This is a genomic window from Agrobacterium sp. LR_9, assembly GCF_041954855.1.
GTDB lineage: Bacteria > Pseudomonadota > Alphaproteobacteria > Rhizobiales > Rhizobiaceae > Agrobacterium > Agrobacterium leguminum.
The window spans coordinates 25,974-44,255 of the sequence record NZ_JAVAYA010000006.1; the positions used below are offsets into that span (position 1 = coordinate 25,974).

General features: G+C 60.6%; 20 protein-coding genes. 17 read left to right on the forward strand and 3 right to left on the reverse strand.

Features of this window, described 5'->3' with window-relative positions; translation table 11 throughout:
- Positions 1-54 precede the first annotated feature (54 nt).
- On the forward strand, positions 55-981 hold the full coding sequence (locus RAC79_RS09285; protein ID WP_374996984.1) for a DMT family transporter: 927 nt from the start codon (positions 55-57) through the stop codon (positions 979-981).
- On the opposite strand, the gene RAC79_RS09290 is transcribed toward RAC79_RS09285, so the two are convergent.
- The gene (locus RAC79_RS09290; protein ID WP_374996985.1) at positions 950-1,879 is read right to left on the reverse strand and encodes a DMT family transporter; all 930 of its coding nucleotides are present in this window, start codon (positions 1,877-1,879) and stop codon (positions 950-952) included. The genes RAC79_RS09285 and RAC79_RS09290 overlap by 32 nt on opposite strands.
- Positions 1,880-2,075: 196 nt before the next feature.
- On the opposite strand from RAC79_RS09290, the gene RAC79_RS09295 reads away from it, so the two are divergent.
- The 15 genes from RAC79_RS09295 (at position 2,076) to RAC79_RS09365 (ending at position 15,462) form a co-directional block, all read left to right on the forward strand.
- The gene (locus tag RAC79_RS09295) at positions 2,076-2,963 is read left to right on the forward strand and encodes a LysR family transcriptional regulator (RefSeq protein WP_065656623.1); all 888 of its coding nucleotides are present in this window, start codon (positions 2,076-2,078) and stop codon (positions 2,961-2,963) included.
- Between the two features lie 94 nt (positions 2,964-3,057).
- Entirely contained in the window at positions 3,058-4,011 is a 954-nt protein-coding gene (locus tag RAC79_RS09300; RefSeq protein WP_174040108.1) for a tripartite tricarboxylate transporter substrate binding protein, read from the forward strand.
- Positions 4,012-4,107: 96 nt separating this feature from the next.
- Positions 4,108-4,776, forward strand: coding sequence for a 4-carboxy-4-hydroxy-2-oxoadipate aldolase/oxaloacetate decarboxylase (locus RAC79_RS09305; protein WP_174040107.1), 669 nt, complete (start codon positions 4,108-4,110; stop codon positions 4,774-4,776).
- A gap of 71 nt (positions 4,777-4,847) precedes the next feature.
- Positions 4,848-5,300 carry a tripartite tricarboxylate transporter TctB family protein gene (locus RAC79_RS09310; RefSeq protein WP_174040106.1) on the forward strand — a complete coding sequence of 151 codons (453 nt, stop codon included), beginning with the start codon at positions 4,848-4,850 and terminating at the stop codon, positions 5,298-5,300.
- Positions 5,297-6,808: a tripartite tricarboxylate transporter permease gene (locus RAC79_RS09315; RefSeq protein WP_174040105.1), complete on the forward strand. Its 1,512-nt coding sequence runs from the start codon at positions 5,297-5,299 to the stop codon at positions 6,806-6,808. Before RAC79_RS09310 ends, RAC79_RS09315 begins: the two co-directional genes overlap by 4 nt.
- A 43-nt stretch (positions 6,809-6,851) precedes the next feature.
- Positions 6,852-7,838: a D-erythronate dehydrogenase gene (gene denD, locus RAC79_RS09320; RefSeq protein ID WP_078052146.1), complete on the forward strand. Its 987-nt coding sequence runs from the start codon at positions 6,852-6,854 to the stop codon at positions 7,836-7,838.
- Complete coding sequence (locus RAC79_RS09325) at positions 7,835-8,590, forward strand: SDR family oxidoreductase (RefSeq protein ID WP_174040104.1); 756 nt, start codon at positions 7,835-7,837, stop codon at positions 8,588-8,590. The genes denD and RAC79_RS09325 overlap by 4 nt, the downstream gene beginning before the upstream one ends.
- Positions 8,591-8,599: 9 nt before the next feature.
- Positions 8,600-9,535, forward strand: coding sequence for a 2-hydroxyacid dehydrogenase (locus RAC79_RS09330; protein WP_142845549.1), 936 nt, complete (start codon positions 8,600-8,602; stop codon positions 9,533-9,535).
- 169 nt (positions 9,536-9,704) lie between these two features.
- Positions 9,705-10,505 carry an SDR family oxidoreductase gene (locus RAC79_RS09335; RefSeq protein ID WP_142845548.1) on the forward strand — a complete coding sequence of 267 codons (801 nt, stop codon included), beginning with the start codon at positions 9,705-9,707 and terminating at the stop codon, positions 10,503-10,505.
- Entirely contained in the window at positions 10,502-11,209 is a 708-nt protein-coding gene (locus RAC79_RS09340; RefSeq protein WP_003519671.1) for an amino acid ABC transporter permease, read from the forward strand. The genes RAC79_RS09335 and RAC79_RS09340 overlap by 4 nt, the downstream gene beginning before the upstream one ends.
- On the forward strand, positions 11,206-11,967 hold the full coding sequence (locus RAC79_RS09345) for an amino acid ABC transporter permease (protein WP_035225052.1): 762 nt from the start codon (positions 11,206-11,208) through the stop codon (positions 11,965-11,967). Before RAC79_RS09340 ends, RAC79_RS09345 begins: the two co-directional genes overlap by 4 nt.
- Positions 11,964-12,731 carry an amino acid ABC transporter ATP-binding protein gene (locus RAC79_RS09350; RefSeq protein ID WP_142845547.1) on the forward strand — a complete coding sequence of 256 codons (768 nt, stop codon included), beginning with the start codon at positions 11,964-11,966 and terminating at the stop codon, positions 12,729-12,731. Before RAC79_RS09345 ends, RAC79_RS09350 begins: the two co-directional genes overlap by 4 nt.
- A gap of 32 nt (positions 12,732-12,763) precedes the next feature.
- Entirely contained in the window at positions 12,764-13,600 is an 837-nt protein-coding gene (locus tag RAC79_RS09355) for an ABC transporter substrate-binding protein (protein WP_065656613.1), read from the forward strand.
- Positions 13,601-13,690: 90 nt separating this feature from the next.
- On the forward strand, positions 13,691-14,365 hold the full coding sequence (locus tag RAC79_RS09360) for a 4-carboxy-4-hydroxy-2-oxoadipate aldolase/oxaloacetate decarboxylase (RefSeq protein WP_080857545.1): 675 nt from the start codon (positions 13,691-13,693) through the stop codon (positions 14,363-14,365).
- Positions 14,366-14,430: 65 nt separating this feature from the next.
- Complete coding sequence (locus RAC79_RS09365; RefSeq protein ID WP_174037076.1) at positions 14,431-15,462, forward strand: L-idonate 5-dehydrogenase; 1,032 nt, start codon at positions 14,431-14,433, stop codon at positions 15,460-15,462.
- 73 nt (positions 15,463-15,535) lie between these two features.
- Here the strand turns inward: RAC79_RS09365 and RAC79_RS09370 are convergent, their stop codons facing one another.
- Entirely contained in the window at positions 15,536-16,477 is a 942-nt protein-coding gene (locus tag RAC79_RS09370) for a bifunctional helix-turn-helix transcriptional regulator/GNAT family N-acetyltransferase (protein WP_174040103.1), read from the reverse strand.
- Between the two features lie 235 nt (positions 16,478-16,712).
- Between RAC79_RS09370 and RAC79_RS09375 the strand changes: the two genes are divergently transcribed.
- Positions 16,713-17,057, forward strand: coding sequence for a hypothetical protein (locus RAC79_RS09375; protein WP_125145033.1), 345 nt, complete (start codon positions 16,713-16,715; stop codon positions 17,055-17,057).
- A 40-nt stretch (positions 17,058-17,097) separates the two neighbouring features.
- On the opposite strand, the gene RAC79_RS09380 is transcribed toward RAC79_RS09375, so the two are convergent.
- Positions 17,098-18,243, reverse strand: coding sequence for an alpha-hydroxy acid oxidase (locus RAC79_RS09380; protein ID WP_003519654.1), 1,146 nt, complete (start codon positions 18,241-18,243; stop codon positions 17,098-17,100).
- Positions 18,244-18,282: the final 39 nt, after the last annotated feature.

Genomic DNA, 18,282 nt, shown 5'->3' on the forward strand with positions numbered 1-18,282 from the left:
TGATATCCCGCCGCCGCGTGGTGAAACGGTTCGAAGACTCCGAAGGAACGAACCATGGATTCCCGCAAAGGCATTCTCCTCAAAATCTCCGCAGCGCTCGCTCTGGTGCTGATGGGCGCCTGCATCAGCAGCCTGAGGGGCGAAATACCCATCGGGCAGGTGGTCTTTTTCAGGTCGGCTGTGGCCATGTTGCCGCTCTGTCTGTGGATGGCGGCGCAGGGCGGTTTTCGAAGGCAGGTGGCAACCAGCCATATTGGCGGCCATCTGGTGCGGAGTTTTTCCGGCACCGGCGGCATGGTCTTCAGCTATCTGGCGCTGGCCTACATTCCGCTGGCCGACGCGACGGCCATCAGTTATGCGACACCGCTCTTCACCGTCATTATGGCGGTGCTGCTTTTGAAGGAAGTCGTCAGGATTGACCGCTGGACGGCGGTGGTCGTCGGGCTCTGCGGCATCGTGCTGATCCTGTCGCCGCATTTTTCCTTCGATGTTTCGGATGTCGCTTCCGGCTCTGGCGTCGCCATGCTCGGCGGTCTGTTCGGTCTGGCGGCTGCTTTTTTCTCCGCCATATCGATGATCCAGATCCGGCATTTGACGCAGACGGAAAATACCGGCGCAATCATCTTCTATTTCACCCTGCTCACCACCGTCATCGGCTTTGCCAGCATCGGCATGGGCTGGAAAATGCCGACCGCGTGGCAATGGACCCTGCTGATCGGCACCGGTCTTATTGGCGGTATCGCGCAGATATTGGTGACGCTCAGCCTGCGTTATGCCGAGGCCTCGCTGCTCGCGCCGTTCGACTATACGACGATGATCTGGGCGCTGTTGATCGGTTATGCCTTCATGGATCAGGTTCCGGCCCTGACGACCATTCTGGGGGCTTCCATCGTGGTTGCCGCCGGTTTGTTCACGCTGTGGCGGGAAAGGCGGCTGCACAAAAAGCGCGTTACGGAACAGCTGACGCTGTCGGCTCCCTGACGGCCTGTTTCGCCAGCCGGTTTTCGCGCCACATCGCAAAAAGCCCGGCGGCGATGACAGTCAAGGCGCCAATGATGGTCGCACCCGTCGGCACTTCGGCCATGAAGAGATAACCGAGGGCGATTGCCCATATCATGGTGGTGTAATCGAACGGCGCCAGCAGCGAGGCCTGGGCGTGGCGCAGGCTCAGCGTCATGGCGATCTGGCCGATGCCGCCGGCAAGGCCCCCGCCGGCGAGCAGCAGGAACTGGTGAAAATCCGGCATCTTCCATCCAAATCCGAGCGTGGCGAGGCCGGCCACCACACCCGTCAGCGTATAGATGAGAACGATGCGCGACGGCTTTTCGATGCTGTTCAGATGGCGGACGGCGATGGAGGAAAAGGCTGCGCAAAGCGCACCGGTGAGCGCCAGCGCGGTTCCGATCATTGCGACGCAGTCTGTTTGAGCGGGGCCTGAGGCGGCATCGAAGATCAGTTTCGGCGAGAGCGTGATGAAGACACCGATGAAACCGGTCAGCACGGCGGACCAGCGATATATCCGCACTTTTTCGCCAAGCAGCAGCGCCGCCAGCATGACGGTGAAAAGCGGTGTCGTGTAGCTCAGCACCGTCACATTCACCAGCGGCAGATAGGCGAGGGCGAGAAAGCCGAAGAACATGCCGCCAAGCCCCGCCGAGCTGCCCGCGAGCAGGCTGCCGATGTTCTTTTTGGCCGGCACGGTTATCCGCTCCGAGGAGGCGATGAACCAGAGACAGAGGGGAATGAGGGCAAAAAATCCCCGGCAGAAAACGACTTCGCCGACCGGGATCGCCCCGTCCAGGCCCTTCACGCAGGCGGACATGACTGTGAATGCCAGCATGGCCGTCAGCTTGAGCAAAATTCCGGTCTTAGGATTCATCCCGCTCCCCATCGCAGCAAGACCGTGTCATGGGCAAGACATTGAGAAAAGCCTTAGCCGGCTGTCATAAGAATCTTGTCTTACCCCATTACTCTCTTGAAGACCGGCAGGACCACCGGACGACGCTTTTCCCCTAGGCCCCCGCGGTGATTTGGTGTCATGATCGCATTTCTAACCGGCGGGAGGTTAAGCGGGCATGTTGGATTTGCGCAGGCTGCGATATCTGGTCGCGATTGCCGATTGCGGCTCCATGTCGGCGGCGGCGCGGCAATTGGGGATAGCCCAGCCGGCGCTCAGCCATCACATTACGGAACTGGAACGGCTGGTTGGTTTTCCAGTGCTGCACCGGCTGGCGCGGGGTGTGAAGGCGACGGAAAAGGGTGAAGTCCTGCTTTCCCATGCGCGGGAGATTACCGAGAAGGTTCGGCAGGCGGAAGCGGAAATCCGTGCCATGGCCTATCTGGATGAGAGGGTGATCCGGCTGAGCCTCATTCCCTCCTGGGCGACCGCCTTTGCGCCGAGCATCATCAGCGAGGTTGCCGCTTCGATGCCCAAGGTGTCGCTGCGGCTGATAGAGGCGCGCAATGACGAATCCCTGCGCCTTATTCGTCTCGGCAAGGTGGATATGGCCGTTGCGCTGGTGGGTGCGGAGGACAAGGCCGACGATCTTATCGTCAAGGAGAGCCTGTTTGCCGTTTCTTCAAGGCCTATCGGCCGGTCGATACCGCTTGAGGCTGCGGCAGGGCTCAACCTGATCCTGCCGCCGAAAGACAATCCACTGCGCATATCGATCGACGAGGCCGCCGCCCGCGCCGGAATAACACTGAACGTGACCATGGAGATCGACGGGCAGGATACGATCAAACGCGCCGTCAGCGCCGGTATCGGTGCGACGATCCTGTCATGGAATTCGGTGCAGCAGGAGCAGGAGGCCGGTCAGCTTCAGGCCGCCCATATCACCCAGCCCGTCATTTATCGCTCCATACATCTGTTAAAGGGCAGGGAAGTGGATGAGCGAACGTTCAGGCTGTTCCGCGACCTTTTGCGGGCTGTCGCAAGACGCGAGCCGGCATTCAACCCATAAACGATCTGTATGGGTAAATTGAAAACTCGGTATTTGTATTGTTGATGGCTTCTTCCTAGCCTCCCCGGTGAAAGCGTATCGGGGAGGAAAAGATATGCGTTTGAAGACATCTCTGTTTGGCATGCTGGCGGCGGCGGGAATGCTGGCTGCGGGAGGGGCGGCGGCGGAATATCCGGAGCGGCCGGTGACGCTCGTCATCGGTTATCCGGCCGGCGGCGGCACCGATATCCAGTCGCGGGCGCTAGTGCCCTATCTCGAAAAATATCTCGGCACATCGGTCGTGGTGGAAAACCGCGAAGGTGCCGGCGGGTTGATCGGCGCGACCTATATCGCCAATGCGAAGCCTGACGGTTACACCATCGGAGCGCTGAATTTCCCGTCGATGTATTCGCCGATCGTGCAGGGCAATGCCAGCTACAAGGAAGACGCCTTCACCCCGCTCGCAAACCAGATCGGCGGCGATCTGGCGCTGACGGTCAACAAGGTATCGCCGATCAAGACCGCCAAGGAGTTCGTGGAGGCGGCCAAGGCGAACCCGGTCGTCGTTGGCGTGACGGGTATCGGTCACCCAAGCCAGATTACAGCCCTGCTGTTCGAAGAGGCGGCGGGCGTGAAGCTCAATTTTGTGCCCTTCAATGGCGGCGGGCCGGCACGGCTTGCCATGCTGGGCAACCACGTCACGCTCGGTTTCATGAACCTCAACGAGGTATTTGCCGACAATCGTTCCGGCGCACTGCGTGTACTGGCCACATCAGGTACCGAGCGCTCGCCGCTCTCGCCTGACGTGCCGACTTTCAAGGAGGCGGGCTACGATGTTCAGTTCAGCCTGCTTGCCGGTTTCGGTGCGCCGAAAGGTCTGCCGGCGGATGTGGAGGCAAAGTTGGTGGATGCCTTCCAGAAGGCGCTGAAGGACCCGGATTATCTTGCCGACGCCAAGAAGCGCGAACTGACCACGCTGCCGCTGACCCAGGCCGAATTTGCCGAGGCGCTCAAGAAGGGCAACGCCAATCTGGCCGAGCTCTGGAAAAGCAAGCCCTGGACGAAATAAGCGGCCGGTACCGACCGCTTCTCTCACCCCTAATCAAAATGACGCTTGGGCCGCGTTTGGTCCGGGCATGACCCACTGTTGAAAGGAACCCGGCCAATGGCCCATGTCATCCGCAATTTCCAGCGCCCTTCCAAGGCCGATATCGAGGCGATCAGCAAATTCAGCCCCGCCACCATTCATGAGGCGCAGGGCAAGCTCGGCGCTCTCGATTATCGTATCAAGCCGATCAAACCCGGCCTGAAAATCTGCGGCCCGGCGATCACCGCGAAATGCCATATCGGCGACAATCTGATGATTTTCGAAGCCATCAATCTGGCAAAGCCCGGTGATGTGCTGGTCATCGATGGCGGTGACAATCCCAATCAGGGGGGCTTTGGCGATGTGCTGGCTGCCGCCTGCATCGGCAAGGGCATTGTCGGCTTCGTGGTCAGCGCCGCCGTGCGTGATGGCAAGGGTCTGCGCGAGATCGGTTTCCCGGTGTTTTCGCTCGGCCTTTGCATGAAGGGCACCTCCAAGGACACGCTCGGCACCATCAACCATCCGGTGGTGGTGGGAGGCGAATTGATCAGCCCCGGCGATATCGTCTGCGGTGATGATGACGGCGTTGTCGTCGTTCGCGAGAGCGATATCCCGAAACTCGTCAAGGCCTGCCGGGAGCGCGACGATCACGAGAACCACATGATGGAACTGCACCGTCAGGGCAAGATGGATATCGAAGATCGCTACGACATGATGCGCTCGAAGGGATGTGTCTGGGCCGATTAAGCCAGTGATTAAACGTCGGATACGCCGTGTCGGGAGGCGCGGCGTATTTCCGATGAGGAGGGGAGATAATCATGGCCGAAAACGGCTCGAAACTGACCGCGAATATTCTGTCCGGGGCCTTCTTTCTGGCCGCCGCCGCAGGGCTTTATTATGGCGCGCGGCCGCTGAGCATGGGCACCAATTTCCAGCCCGGACCCGGCTATATGCCGACGGTCATCGCGGCTTTGATGTTCGCACTCGGCATCGCGCTGCTTTTGCAGGATTTGCTGGGAAAGACACCGTCCGAAGCCTGGGTGGCGCCGAAAATGCGTCCGTTTCTGGCGGTCGCCGGCATTGTCGGTTTTACGCTGCTGATCGAGCCATTGGGCTTCATCGCCGCCGCTTTCGTGCTGATCGTGCTCGCCTGCATCGCCTATGGCAGGATCCGGCCGGTTGAAGTTCTGCTGCTTTCGGCGGTGCTCATCCTTGCCTGCATCCTCATTTTTGTTGTCGGCCTCGGACAGAGGATACCGCTGCTGCCATGACTGATCTTTTTTCTAATATCATCCTCGGGTTCGGTGTGGCCGTCACGCCAGTAAACCTTTTCTACTGCCTGCTTGGCGTCACGCTCGGCACGATGATCGGCATCCTGCCGGGCATCGGCCCTTCCGCCACCGTCGCGCTGCTTCTGCCCATCACCTATACGATGCCGGATACGGCCGCACTGATCATGCTGGCGGGCATTTTTTATGGCGCGCAATATGGCGGCTCGACAACGGCGATCCTCGTCAATCTGCCGGGCGAATCCTCGTCCGTCGTCACCTGCATCGATGGTTATGCCATGGCCCGGCAGGGCAGGGCGGGTGTGGCGCTGGCCACGGCGGCGCTCGGGTCGTTTTTTGCCGGCACGGTGGCGACCATCCTGATCGTCGTTGTCGCAAAGCCGCTTTCTGCCGTGGCACTGGCCTTCGGGCCGGCCGATTATTTCAGTCTCGTGATCTTCGGGTTGCTGTTTGCCGTGTTCCTGTCGAGCGGATCACCGGTCAAGGCGGTCGGCATGGTCGCCTTCGGCATTGCACTCAGCCTCGTCGGCATCGATCCGACATCGGGTGAGCAGCGCTTCACCTTCGGCATGGCGGAACTGTTCGACGGTATCGATTTCGTCGTTCTCGCCATCGGGCTTCTCGGCGTCAGCGAAATCCTCTTCAACCTGCAGCAGGGCGTGGAGCGCGATGCGGACACGGTAAAAACCGGATCGCTGATGCCGACCCGGCAGGATTTTAAACAGGCCTTTCCGGCCGTGCTGCGCGGCACGGCGCTCGGCTCTTTCCTCGGCGTGCTGCCCGGCGGCGGTGCGATCATGAGTTCGTTCGCGAGCTACGCGATGGAGCGCAAGATCGCCAAGGATCCATCCCGTTTCGGCAAGGGCGCAATCGAAGGGCTGGCGGGGCCGGAAAGCGCCAACAATGCCGGCGCGCAGACCTCCTTCATCCCGCTTCTGACGCTCGGTATTCCCGCCAACGGCCTGATGGCGCTGATGGTCGGGGCGATGATGATACAGGGCATTACACCGGGACCTGAAGTCATGCAGTCGCGGCCCGATCTCTTCTGGGGGCTTATCGCCAGCATGTGGGTGGGCAATCTTCTGCTTCTGGTGCTGAACCTGCCGCTCATCGGCATCTGGGTTCGCCTTCTCGGCATTCCCTACCGCTTCTTGTGCCCCGCCATTTTGATGTTCTGCGCCATCGGGGCTTACGGGCTTTCCTACAGCGTCGTCGACGTTCTGTTCTGCGCGGTATTCGGCATTGTCGGCTTCTTCCTGCGCAAGATCGGCTGCGAGCCAGCGCCGCTGGTGCTGGGCTTCGTTCTCGGTCCGCTTCTGGAGCAGAACATGCGTCTCGGGCTGCTGATTTCGCAGGGCAGTTTCTCGACATTCGTCACCCATCCGATCAGCGCCACCCTGCTCGCCTTGTCCGGCATGGTCGTCATCATGATGGCGATGCCGGCGATCATGCGCCGTCGCGAGGTGGTGTTTCAGGGTGATGACGACTGACGATCAATCGAGCCGGCGCGGCCGGCCAAAGTAAAGGTGAAGCATGCATATTCTGATAATCGGCGCGGCCGGAATGATCGGCCGCAAATTGACGCAACGTCTCGCTTCTGACGGAACGCTTGGCGGTGAGAAGATCACGGAAATGACGCTGACGGATGTTTTCGAGCCGGCCGCGCCGAAGGGCTTTGGCGGCAAGCTGACCATCGAGCGCAGCGATCTGTCGAATGCCGGCGTCGCCGAAAAGCTGATTGCCAAGCGACCGGATGTGATCTTCAACCTCGCCGCCGTGGTTTCGGGCGAGGCGGAGGCCGATTTCGAGAAGGGCTATCGCATCAATCTCGATGGCGGACGTTCGCTGTTCGAAGCCATTCGTCTGGAGCATCAGAAGGATGGCTACCGCCCGCGTGTGGTCTTCTGCTCGTCGCTCGCGGTTTTCGGGTCGCCTTTCCCCAAGGTAATTGGCGACGAGTTCCTGCCGGCGCCGTTGACCAGCTATGGCACGCAGAAGGCGATCGTGGAGCTGTTGCTTGCGGATTATAGCCGTCGCGGTTTCTTCGATGGCGTCAGCATCCGCCTGCCCACCATCTGTATCCGCCCCGGCAAGCCGAATGCGGCCGCCTCCGGCTTCTTCTCCAATATTCTGCGCGAACCGCTGGTGGGCCAGGAAGCGGTGTTGCCCGTTGCCGATACCGTGCGCCACTGGTTCGCCAGCCCGCGCTCGGCCGTCGCCTTCCTGCTGCGCGCCGCGAGCGTCGATCTCTCCGGGCTCGGCGTTCGCCGCAATCTCATCATGCCGGGACTTTCGGCGACGGTGGCCGATGAAATCGAGGCCCTGCGCGCCTTTGCCGGGGAAAAGGCCGTGGCGCTTATCAAGCGTGTTCCCGACGAGCGTATCATCCGGATCGTCGACGGCTGGGCCGAGGATTACGATCCGCAACTGGCGCTGTCGCTTGGCTTCAGGGCGGAAACGTCCTTTGCCGAGATCATTCAGGCGCATGTGGAAGATGAGCTGGAGGGGAAAGCAGCATGAGTGATGGAAAGATCGCGCTCGTTACGGGCGGAGGAACAGGAGTCGGCAAGGCGATTGCCAAAGCGCTTCTTGAAGAGGGTTACAGCGTCGCGATCACCGGGCGGCGGCGTGAGGTTCTGGATGCCGCCGTTGGCGAATGGCGCGAATATGGAGACCGTATTCTTGCCGTCGCGGCCGATATTTCCGTTCCGGCCGATGTCGAACGGCTGTTTGCGGAGGTCACTGGACGTTTCGGCCGCCTCGACCTTCTGGTCAACAATGCCGGCATGTCGGCGCCGGCTGTCCATATCGAAGATGTGCCGTTCGAAACCTGGAACGCGGTGGTCGGGGCCAATCTCACGGGCGCCTTTCTCTGCACCCAGGCGGCATTTCGCCAGATGAAGGCGCAGTCGCCGCAGGGCGGGCGCATCATCAATAACGGCTCGATTTCGGCCACCACGCCGCGGCCGCGTTCGGCGCCCTATACCGCGACCAAACACGCGATCACCGGCCTTACCAAGTCGGCCGCGCTGGATGGCCGGGCATTCAACATTGCCTGCGGGCAGATCGATATCGGCAATGCCAGCACCGAAATGACGCGCGCCATGGCGACCGGTGTGCTGCAGGCGGATGGCAGCACCGCCGTCGAACCGACCATCGATGCCAGCATCGTCGCCAAAGCCGTGGTGCATATGGCCTCGCTGCCGCTGGAAGCGAATGTGCTGACCATGACGGTGATGGCGAGCGGCATGCCTTTCGTCGGTCGCGGCTAAGGAGCGCGCATGAAGCCCGATCTTCTGCAAACCTACCCGCTTCAGCCACAGATAGAAGCCGAACTGCAAAAGCGCTTCCGGGTCCATCGCTGGCACGAAATATCCGACAAACAGGCGTTTCTGCAGGCGGAGGCGGCTTCGATAAAGGCTGTCGTCACGGGCGGTCATATCGGCCTTGCCCCTGATCTCGCCGCCTGCCTGCCCGCTCTCGAAATCGTCGCCATTAACGGCGTCGGTTTCGACAAGGTCGATCTTGATCAGGCCCGCGCGCGCGGCTTCAGGGTCACGAACACGCCGGACGTGCTGACCGAGGATGTCGCCGATCTCGCCATCGGCCTTTCCATCATGCTGCTGCGCCAGCTCGTCAGCGCGGATCACCATGTCCGCTCGGGGGAGTGGAAAAAAGCCGAGATGCCGCTTGGCAACAAGGCCTCGCGGCGGCGTTACGGGATTTACGGGCTTGGCCGCATAGGCCGCGCCATCGCGGCGCGGCTGGAAGCCTTCGATGCGGAGATTTCCTATTTCAGCCGGCGGAAACAGGACGTGGCCTATGGCTATCATTCAACGGCAGTGTCGCTCGCAAGCGCCTGCAATGTCCTGATCGTCGCGGCGGCGGCGACGCCGGAGACCAGGCACGCGATCAACCGCGAGGTGCTGGCGGCGCTGGGGCCGGATGGCGTGCTCGTCAACGTCGCCAGAGGATCGCTGGTGGATGAAAAGGCGCTGGTCGATATTCTTGTGGCAGGCGGGCTGAAGGGTGCGGCACTCGATGTTTTCGAGAACGAGCCGCATGTTCCCGAGGCGCTGATCGGCATGCGCAATGTCGTTCTCGCCCCGCATATCGGCGCTGCGACCCATGAGACGCGGCTTCAGATGGGCGCTCTGGTTCTCGCCAATCTGGATGCGCATTTCGCAGGACAGGACCTGCCGACGGCGGTGGTCTAGAATGTACCAGTGGCCGGCACGGGGAACATATGCCCCGCCGGCCGGATTGCCGCATCGCTTAAAGTGGTGCAATCGCCATCCATACAAGTTGCTTATTACTCCAAAAAAAATCGGTCTTAGGCAAGCGATGAAAGCTTCACTAATGTTTGCTCAACGATAGGGGACAAACATGCCATTCTCAGACTACAAGACCGCACTCGTAACCGGCGCATCTTCCGGAATTGGCGCCGCCGTCGTGGAGCGCCTTTGCCGCGAAGGGCTGGAAGTGCATGCGGTTGCCAGAAGCGCGGACGCTCTCAACAAGCTGGCGAAGCGCACGGGCTGCTTTGCCCATGCCATCGATGTGACGGACCGGCCGGCGCTTGCAAAGCTCACCAGTGAGATTGCGTTCGATGTCCTCGTCAATAATGCCGGCGTCGACCGCCCGAAGAAGTTTCTGGAAGCGGATGAGAGCGATATCGATCTCCTGATCGACGTCAACCTGCGCGCCGTGCTGCATCTGTGCCGCATGGTCGTGCCGGGCATGGTGGCGCGCGATCGCGGCCACGTCATCAACATCTCCTCCATTGCCGGCAATTATAATTTCGGCGGCAATTCCACCTATCATGCCAGCAAGGCCGGCGTGGCGATGCTGTCCAACCAGCTGCGCATCGATGCTTTCGGTAAACGCGTGCGGGTGACGGAAATCTGCCCCGGCCGCGTCGCGACCGATATCTTCAACCATGTGCATGGCGATGATCCGAGCATTCGCGAACGTTTCATCGATGGTTTCGAATTGCCGCAGGCATCCGATATCGCCGATGCGATTGCCTTTGCCATCGCCGCACCCGTGGCCATGAATATCGGCCACATGGAAATTACCCCGACGCTTCAGGTCATGGGCGGGCTGCAGACGGCCAAGCCCCAAGCGGTTGAAAATCGGCCGGCTGAAAAGGTCGCGGCGGGCGGAGCCGGAGGAAAAGTCGCGTGAGCGGTTTTGACCTCGGCGCAATCTTGAACAATGCGGACTACGTCTCGATGCTTTTGCATGGCATCCAGATGACGTTCATCATCTATGCCGGCTCGTGGCTGCTCGCCATGTCGCTCGCCATCGTGCTTCTCGCCATCCGCCTCTCGCCCTTCCGCTTCGGCGATCCGCTGGTGGCGGCCTATGTGTCCTATCACCGCAACGTGCCGACGCTTGTGCAGCTGATGCTCTGGTATTTCGGCGTCTTCACGCTGCTGCCGAGCGGGCTGGCCAGCTGGCTTTCCAGCCATAATGCGGAAGCGATCTTCGCCATTATCGGCCTCGGTCTCTGTCAGGCCGCCTATTTCAGCGAGGATCTGCGTTCGGGCGTTCGCTCCATCAATCCCGGCCAGATGGAGGCCGCACGTGCACTCGGGCATAGCTATGTCTCGGCCATGCGGTTCGTCATCATGCCGCAGGGCGTTCGCAACGCGCTGCCGCCGCTTATCAACCACAGCACCTCGCTTTTCAAGAACAGCAGTCTCGGCGTTCTGATCGGCGCACCGGAACTCACCCATGCGGTTAAGGAAGTCGAAAATCTGAGTTTCCGGACGTTTGAGGTCTATCTGGTCGCCACCGTGCTTTATCTGTTCTTCTCGCTGCTGATCATGGGTCTCGGAGCCTATATCTCCATGCGTGCCGATCCTCTGCGGAGGGCGCGGGCATGATCCACGACATGATCGCAATCATCCAGGATTACTGGCTGCTGCTCCTGATCGGCCAATATCCCAACGGTCCGCTCGGCGGCCTTGCCAACACGCTCATCCTGTCGGCTCTCAGCATTGCGCTTGCCTTCCCCGTCAGCATTCTGATGGCGCTGGCGCGGCTGTCGAAATGGCGGGCCCTGCGCTGGCCGGTGACCGCAGTGGTTTATTTCACCCGTGGAGTGCCGCTGCTGATGCTCATTCTCTGGAGCTATTTTCTCGTTCCGCTCTGGACCGGCGCCGATGTGCCGAGCTTCGTCACCATGCTCACCACGCTCGTCATCTATCAGGGCGCTTTCATGAGCGAAGTCGTCCGTGCCGGCATCGTATCGCTGGGCACGGGGCAGATGGATGCGGCACGGGCGCTCGGCCACGGTTATTTCGGCGCGATGCGCTATGTCATCCTGCCGCAGGCGCTCTACAACATGATCCCGAGCCTGATCTCGACCTTCGTATCCACCATCAAGGATACGACGCTCGGTTACGTCATCAATGTGCCGGACCTGACCTTTGCGGCGAACCAGGTGAACAATCAGCTTCTGACCCAGCCCTTCCAGGTCTTCCTCATTCTGGCGCTGGTCTATTACATCATCTGCTGGTCGCTCACCCATGTCGCCAACCTTCTCGAGCGGCGCATCGCCCGCCGCCGGGCCGGCCCGCGCGGCAAGCTTGCCGCAGACACGGCACCGGCCCCCGCCAATATCGCTACGGAGCAGCTATGACCGCGCCAGTTTCCGCCACTCAGGACGCCTACACCATCACGCTTTCGCAGGTCTGCAAAAGCTATGGCGATTATCAGGTGCTAAAGGATGTCAACGAAAACGTCACCCGTGGCGAGGTCGTGGTCATCTGCGGGCCGTCGGGCTCCGGCAAGTCCACCCTCATCCGCACGATCAACCGTCTGGAAGAGATCAGCAGCGGCTCGATCATGCTGGACGGAAGGAACATCCATGCCCAGATGCGCGCAAAAGAGCTGAATGCACTGCGCAGCCGGGTGGGCTTCGTCTTCCAGAGCTTCAACCTCTTCCCGCATCTGTCGGTGGTGGAGAATGTCTCCATGTCGCCGGTCCGGGTGAAGGGCGTTTCTCCGGCCGTCGCCCATGACAAGGCGCTGAAGCTTCTCGACCGCGTCGGCTTGGCCGACAAAGCCAGTTCCTATCCCGCCCAGCTTTCCGGCGGTCAGCAGCAGCGCGTCGCCATCGCGCGGGCGCTCGCCATGGAGCCGCCGGTCATGCTGTTCGACGAGCCGACCTCAGCGCTCGATCCGGAAATGGTTGGCGAAGTGCTCGCCGTCATGAAGAGCCTCGCCGCCGAAGGCATGACAATGCTCTGCGTCACCCATGAAATGGGTTTTGCCCGTGAAGTGGCCGATCGCATCTGGTTCATCGATGCAGGGCGCATTCTCGAAACGGCAAAACCGGACGAGTTTTTCAAAAATCCGCAACATCCGCGTGCCCAGCGGTTTCTTGCCGATTTGAGACACTAGACCCAACCTCTATAATAACAGGGAGAACTGAAATGAACTGGAAGTGCATTACTCTTACCGCCATATTGGCAACCTCGGCTGCGGTTCTGCCGGCCAAGGCCGACCAGCTCGACACGATCATGGCGAACAAGACGCTGCGTTGCGCGACATTCGCCGATGTGCCGCCTTTCGCCTCGCCGGACCCGAAGACGCGCGAAATGGCAGGCTTCGACGTCGATCTGTGTGGCGCTATCGCCAAGGAATTGGGCGTCAAGGCCGAGATCAAGCCAGTGTCGGTCGAAGCGCGCGTTCCCGAAGTCAAGCTCGGCCGCGTCGACCTCTCGGTCGCCAACCTCGCTTACACCCAGAGCCGCGCCGAACAGATCCAGTTCAGCGACCCATATTACTTGGCGAAGGAAATGCTGATCGTTCCGGTCGATGACCCCGGCACCAAGAAGTCCGATTTCGTCGGCCAGCGGATCGCATCCAGCAAGGGCTCGACATCGGAACTCTCCGTCAAGCTCAACAAGTCCGAGCCGCTGACGTTCCAGGATACGGCATCCGCCTATCTCGCCGTGCAGCAGGGCAAGGCGCGCGGCATCGTCGGCAACACCATGACGATGACGAAGTTCGTCAACGAATCCAAGACCAAGGGCAAGCAGATGCGCATGATCGAAGAGCCGATGCTCTTCCAGCCCATCGGCATCGGCATGGCCAAGGACAACCCGGCGCTGACTGCGAAGATCAACGAAATCCTGCGCAAGCTCGATGCGGATGGCGAAATCAACCGCATCTGGGACAAGTGGCTTGGCCCGAACACCGAATACAAGATGACGCGGACCGACAAGGTCGTGCCTCTGTCCGAACTGAAGTTCGACCCGATCCCCTGAGCGTCGGCTCAGCCTCGGCCAATTTCCAACTCTTCAACACTATCGGTCGGCGAGACGCTCTCGCCGACAGCTTCAACGTGGGAGGTTTTCATGATCCACATTAAAGATATCGCGCAGCGTCCGGCCAAGGCGGATGTCGACGCCCTTGCCAAATTCTCTCCCGCCACGATCCATGAGGCGCAGGGACGCCGCGGTGCATTGTCCTCGCGGCTGAAGCCGGTCGATTATCGCATGAAGCTCTGCGGCCCGGCCTTCACGGTAAAATGCGCGCCGCGCGACAACATCATGCTGCAGCTTGCCATCAACTATGCCAAGCCGGGTGACATCATCGTCGTTTCCGCCGGCGAATATGAAGAAGCCGGCTCCTTCGGTGACGTGCTCGCCAATGCCTGCCTCGCAAAAGGCATCGGTGGTCTGGTGACGGATACCGGCGTGCGCGACACGCTGCAGCTGCGGGACCTCGGCTTTCCGGTCTTCTCGCTCAGCGTCTGCATCAAGGGTACGGTCAAGGAGACCATTGCGGCGGTCAACGATCAGGTGATCGTCGGCGGCGAGATCATCAATCCGGGCGATATCATCGTCGGCGACGCCGATGGCCTTGTGGTCGTCAGGCGCGAGGAGGCACACGAAGCGGCCAAGCTTTCGCAGGCCCGCGAAGATGCCGAGGCGGGCTACATCGAAGCCTACAAGCGGGGCAAGTCGGTGATCGAGGTCAGCAAGCTCGAGCCGGTTCTGAAAGCCAAGGGCCTCGTGGTCGATATCTGAGACAAGTCTGGACAATGGGCAACGGCGGCGACTGCCGCCGTGTGAGCCTTACGGGAGGAGAGACTATGAAAGCGGTTGTCATCCACGCGGCGAAGGATCTGCGGATCGAGGAACGGGAGACCGAGCAGCCCGGTCCGGGGCAGGTCGAGGTCGCCATCGAAGCGGGTGGCATCTGCGGCTCCGACCTGCATTATTACAATCATGGCGGCTTCGGCACCGTGCGCGTGCGGGAGCCGATGATCCTCGGCCATGAGGTCGCCGGCACCATCAAGGCTTTGGGAGAGGGTGTCTCCGGTCTCGCCGTTGGCGACCGTGTTGCCGTATCGCCGAGCCGGCCCTGCAACCATTGCGAATTCTGCCTGAAGGGTCAGCAGAACCAGTGCCTGAACATGCGCTTTTATGGCTCCGCCATGCCCATGCCGCATATTCAGGGCGCGTTTCGTCAGCGTCTCGTCGCCGAGGCGTATCAGTGCCACAAGGTGCGGGATGGCGTCTCCATTCATGAAGCGGCCATGGCCGAACCTTTCGCGGTAACGCTGCATGGGGTCAACCGCGCCGGTGCCTTAACCGACAAACGCGTTCTGGTCACCGGCTGCGGGCCGATCGGTGCGTTGGCGATCATTGCCGCGCGCGCCCATGGCGCCCGGGAAATCGTCGCGACTGATGTCATGGATGCGGTTCTGCAAAAGGCGCTCGCCATCGGCGCCGACCGTGTCATCAATGTCGCCGATGACCCGGATGCGCTCTCCGCCTATTCGGCAAACAAGGGTTATTTCGATGTGCAATTCGAGGCGTCCGGCAATGAGAGAGCCGTCCGTTCTGGTCTTGAAGCGCTGAAACCGCGTTCCACGGTGGTTCAGCTCGGTCTTGGCGGCGATGTGTCCATTCCGCAGAATATGGTGGTCGCCAAGGAAATCGAGATGAAGGGCACCTTCCGGTTCCATGAGGAATTCGGACTTGCCGTCGATTTCATCAACCAGCGCCGTGTCGACCTGAAGCCCCTGCTGACTGGAACCTTTCCGCTAGAAGAGGCAGTCGCGGCATTCGAAGCCGCCGGTGACAGAAGCAGGTCGATGAAGGTTCAACTCGCCTTTTAACGGGTGCCGGTACCCGATTTCGAAACGGCCGCAGGACGATTCCGATTGCGGCCGTTTGTGCGCGGTTGAAAGATCATTCGGGCCGTGACCGGACAAAGCGCTGTTCCAGAACCTCGCTTCCCCACTGGCTGCCCGGATGTTCCTCGACGCATGCGAAACCATGGGCTTGGTAAAGGTGCCGTGCGGCCAGGAGGCCGTTGAATGTCCAGAGATGGGTTTCGGCAAAGCCTTTTTCATCGACGAAGGCCAGTGCGGTTTCCAGCAGCCTGCGTCCGACACCGCCACCGCGCACGCCGTCATCAACGATGAACCAGCGCAGATGCGCAATATCCGCTCCAAGATCTTCGCCATCGATAGCGACGGAGCCAATGATCTCCTGTCCGCGCATTGCGACCCAGATCGCATTCTTCGGGCTTTCGAGCCGGTTGCAAAAAGCGGCAAGGCCTTCGGCCACGACGGATTCGAAGCGTTGGCCGAAGCCGGATGTCCGGGCGTAATAGAGCGCATGCATCTGCGTGATCCGGGCAATGATGCCCGGCCTGTATCCCTCCAGGATCTCCATGGAGGGAGCAAAGGTATCGGTCCTATCCCCCAGCGCATCGGCGTAAAGACGAAGTCCCTGGAGGATCGTGTCGGCATCCGCCCATGTAAGCTGCGTCAGGGCGCCGGAGACCTGCCGGTTCGCGAAGCCATGAATGGCGCTCACCTGTTCTTGTCCCTGACCCGTAAGACACAGCCGCTTGATGCGGCTGTCCCCTTCATCCGTTTCTTCGCGGACATCGCCCGACAGGACGAGCTTGCGCAGCATGCGGCTGACACTCGATTTTTCAAGCCGCAGAAGTTTTCCCAGATCCCGCGCCGTGATGTCGGGGCATGCCTCGATCTCGATCAGGGCATGCACGGCGGAGGGCGGCAGATCGGTGCCTGCAAAGTCTCCCCCCATGAAGCCGAGTTCGCGGACGAGCCGGCGGGAGGTGGAACGGATGTCGTTTATGGGGAATGGCTGTTGGGGCACGTTCAATCCATTATGGTTGCATCATGCAACCATAATCATATTCCGCCTGACTTGCCAAGATTGCTCCCGACGTAAAAGGCTGGCTTTCTCAGCAAAAGCGGGCAATCTGCTCTTCCGGTCGCCGACAATAGCGGCTAAACCGATATTATCGGCAAGATGGATATTCGCTGAGATCGCGCGGCGGGACCTTACCTGCGCGGTTTGCGGCAGTGGATTATCCGGCTATGGAGCAGGCATGCCCGACACGCCTCGATTTTTCCGTTACGCAGTTTTAGCGGCCATGTTTCCGGTGGCCGTCCTCGGCCTGGTGGCAACCCCGAATGAATATCGCGCCATCGGCGTCGAGACCGTCGATTGCGATGGCCCTATATCCGTTCTGATTGCCGCGGTGCCGGCGCTTGCGGCCTATGCAATTATCGGCTGGATGTTTCTCTCCGGAGCCAAACGCCATCGCTCGCTGATTTCAGCCTGCTTTTGCGGACTTGTTTGCCTGGCGCTCGTCTGGAACATCGGCATGGCGCTTCAGGAACAGCGACGAAACGCGACTGAAACGGTATGCGGTTTCAGTAGTCGGTTGTGACCGCGCCTCACCCAAGTTCTTCCGCAGTCGTCCCGCTTGTTCAACGGAACCGAAGGTTCCGGCGTGTGAGTTGATCGACGGAGGTGCAGCCCATCAGCTTCATGCCGCGCTCTATTTCGATACGCATCAGCTCAAGTGCCCGTTCGACGCCCGGTTGCCCGGCAGCAGCCAGGGGGAAAAGATAATAGCGGCCGAGCCCCACCGCTTTTGCGCCGAGAGACAATGCTTTCAGAACATGGGTGCCGCGCTGCACGCCGCCATCCATCATCACATCGATCCGGTCGCCGACCGCATCGACGATCTCGGCCAGCTGATCGAAGGCGCTGCGGGAGCCATCGAGCTGGCGGCCGCCGTGATTGGAAAGCACAATGCCGCTGCAGCCGATCTCCACGGCGCGTCTGGCGTCGTCCACCGACATGATGCCTTTAAGGCAGAACGGCCCGCCCCATTCGCGCACCATCTGCGCCACATCGTCCCAGTTCATCGAAGGGTCGAGCATGTCGGTGAAATAGCGGCTGATGGAAAGAGCGCCGCCGTCCATTTTAATGTGGTCGTCGAGCTGCGGCAGGCTGAAGCGCTCATGCGTCAGGTAATTGATGCCCCAGGCCGGCTTGATGGCGAATTGCGCGATGCCGGAAAGATTGAGCTTGAACGGAATGGCAAAACCGGTGCGCTTGTCGCGCTCGCGGTTGCCGCCGGTAATACTGTCCACCGTCAGCATCATCGTCTCGACGCCGGCGCTCTTGGCGCGCGCCATCATATCGCGGTTGAGGCCGCGGTCCTTATGGAAATAGAACTGATAGACCTGCGGGCCGCCGCTGATCCGGCGCGCTTCTTCAAGGCTCGTGGTGCCGAGCGAGGAGACGCCGAACATCGTGCCGTATTTCCCCGCCGCTGCCGCAACCGCCCGTTCCCCCTGATGGTGGAAGAGGCGTTGCAGCGCCGTCGGCGAACAATAGACCGGCATGGAAAGCTTCTGCCCCATGACGGTGACCGACATATCCACATCCGCTACGCCCCGCAGCACATCGGGAACGAGATCGCATTTTTCAAAGGCGGCCGTGTTTCGCCGATACGTCACCTCGTCATCGGCGGCGCCGTCTATATAATTGAAGATCGGTCCGGGCAGACGCTGTTTGGCCATGCGGCGAAAATCGTGGAAATTATAGCAGTCTTTGAGTTGCATCTTTTACTCGACCGGTCCGGTTTGAAAGCTTTCAAAAGA

Coding starts and splice junctions, on each gene's coding strand:
- RAC79_RS09350 (WP_142845547.1), top strand. CDS start 11,964: ATGACCGCGCCAGTTTCCGCCACTCAGGACGCCTACACCATCACGCTT.
- RAC79_RS09360 (WP_080857545.1), top strand. CDS start 13,691: ATGATCCACATTAAAGATATCGCGCAGCGTCCGGCCAAGGCGGATGTC.
- RAC79_RS09325 (WP_174040104.1), top strand. CDS start 7,835: ATGAGTGATGGAAAGATCGCGCTCGTTACGGGCGGAGGAACAGGAGTC.
- RAC79_RS09300 (WP_174040108.1), top strand. CDS start 3,058: ATGCGTTTGAAGACATCTCTGTTTGGCATGCTGGCGGCGGCGGGAATG.
- RAC79_RS09310 (WP_174040106.1), top strand. CDS start 4,848: ATGGCCGAAAACGGCTCGAAACTGACCGCGAATATTCTGTCCGGGGCC.
- RAC79_RS09365 (WP_174037076.1), top strand. CDS start 14,431: ATGAAAGCGGTTGTCATCCACGCGGCGAAGGATCTGCGGATCGAGGAA.
- RAC79_RS09380 (WP_003519654.1), bottom strand. CDS start 18,243: ATGCAACTCAAAGACTGCTATAATTTCCACGATTTTCGCCGCATGGCC.
- RAC79_RS09375 (WP_125145033.1), top strand. CDS start 16,713: ATGCCCGACACGCCTCGATTTTTCCGTTACGCAGTTTTAGCGGCCATG.
- RAC79_RS09290 (WP_374996985.1), bottom strand. CDS start 1,879: ATGAATCCTAAGACCGGAATTTTGCTCAAGCTGACGGCCATGCTGGCA.
- RAC79_RS09285 (WP_374996984.1), top strand. CDS start 55: ATGGATTCCCGCAAAGGCATTCTCCTCAAAATCTCCGCAGCGCTCGCT.
- RAC79_RS09345 (WP_035225052.1), top strand. CDS start 11,206: ATGATCCACGACATGATCGCAATCATCCAGGATTACTGGCTGCTGCTC.
- RAC79_RS09335 (WP_142845548.1), top strand. CDS start 9,705: ATGCCATTCTCAGACTACAAGACCGCACTCGTAACCGGCGCATCTTCC.
- RAC79_RS09295 (WP_065656623.1), top strand. CDS start 2,076: ATGTTGGATTTGCGCAGGCTGCGATATCTGGTCGCGATTGCCGATTGC.
- RAC79_RS09305 (WP_174040107.1), top strand. CDS start 4,108: ATGGCCCATGTCATCCGCAATTTCCAGCGCCCTTCCAAGGCCGATATC.
- RAC79_RS09315 (WP_174040105.1), top strand. CDS start 5,297: ATGACTGATCTTTTTTCTAATATCATCCTCGGGTTCGGTGTGGCCGTC.
- RAC79_RS09330 (WP_142845549.1), top strand. CDS start 8,600: ATGAAGCCCGATCTTCTGCAAACCTACCCGCTTCAGCCACAGATAGAA.
- RAC79_RS09355 (WP_065656613.1), top strand. CDS start 12,764: ATGAACTGGAAGTGCATTACTCTTACCGCCATATTGGCAACCTCGGCT.
- denD (WP_078052146.1), top strand. CDS start 6,852: ATGCATATTCTGATAATCGGCGCGGCCGGAATGATCGGCCGCAAATTG.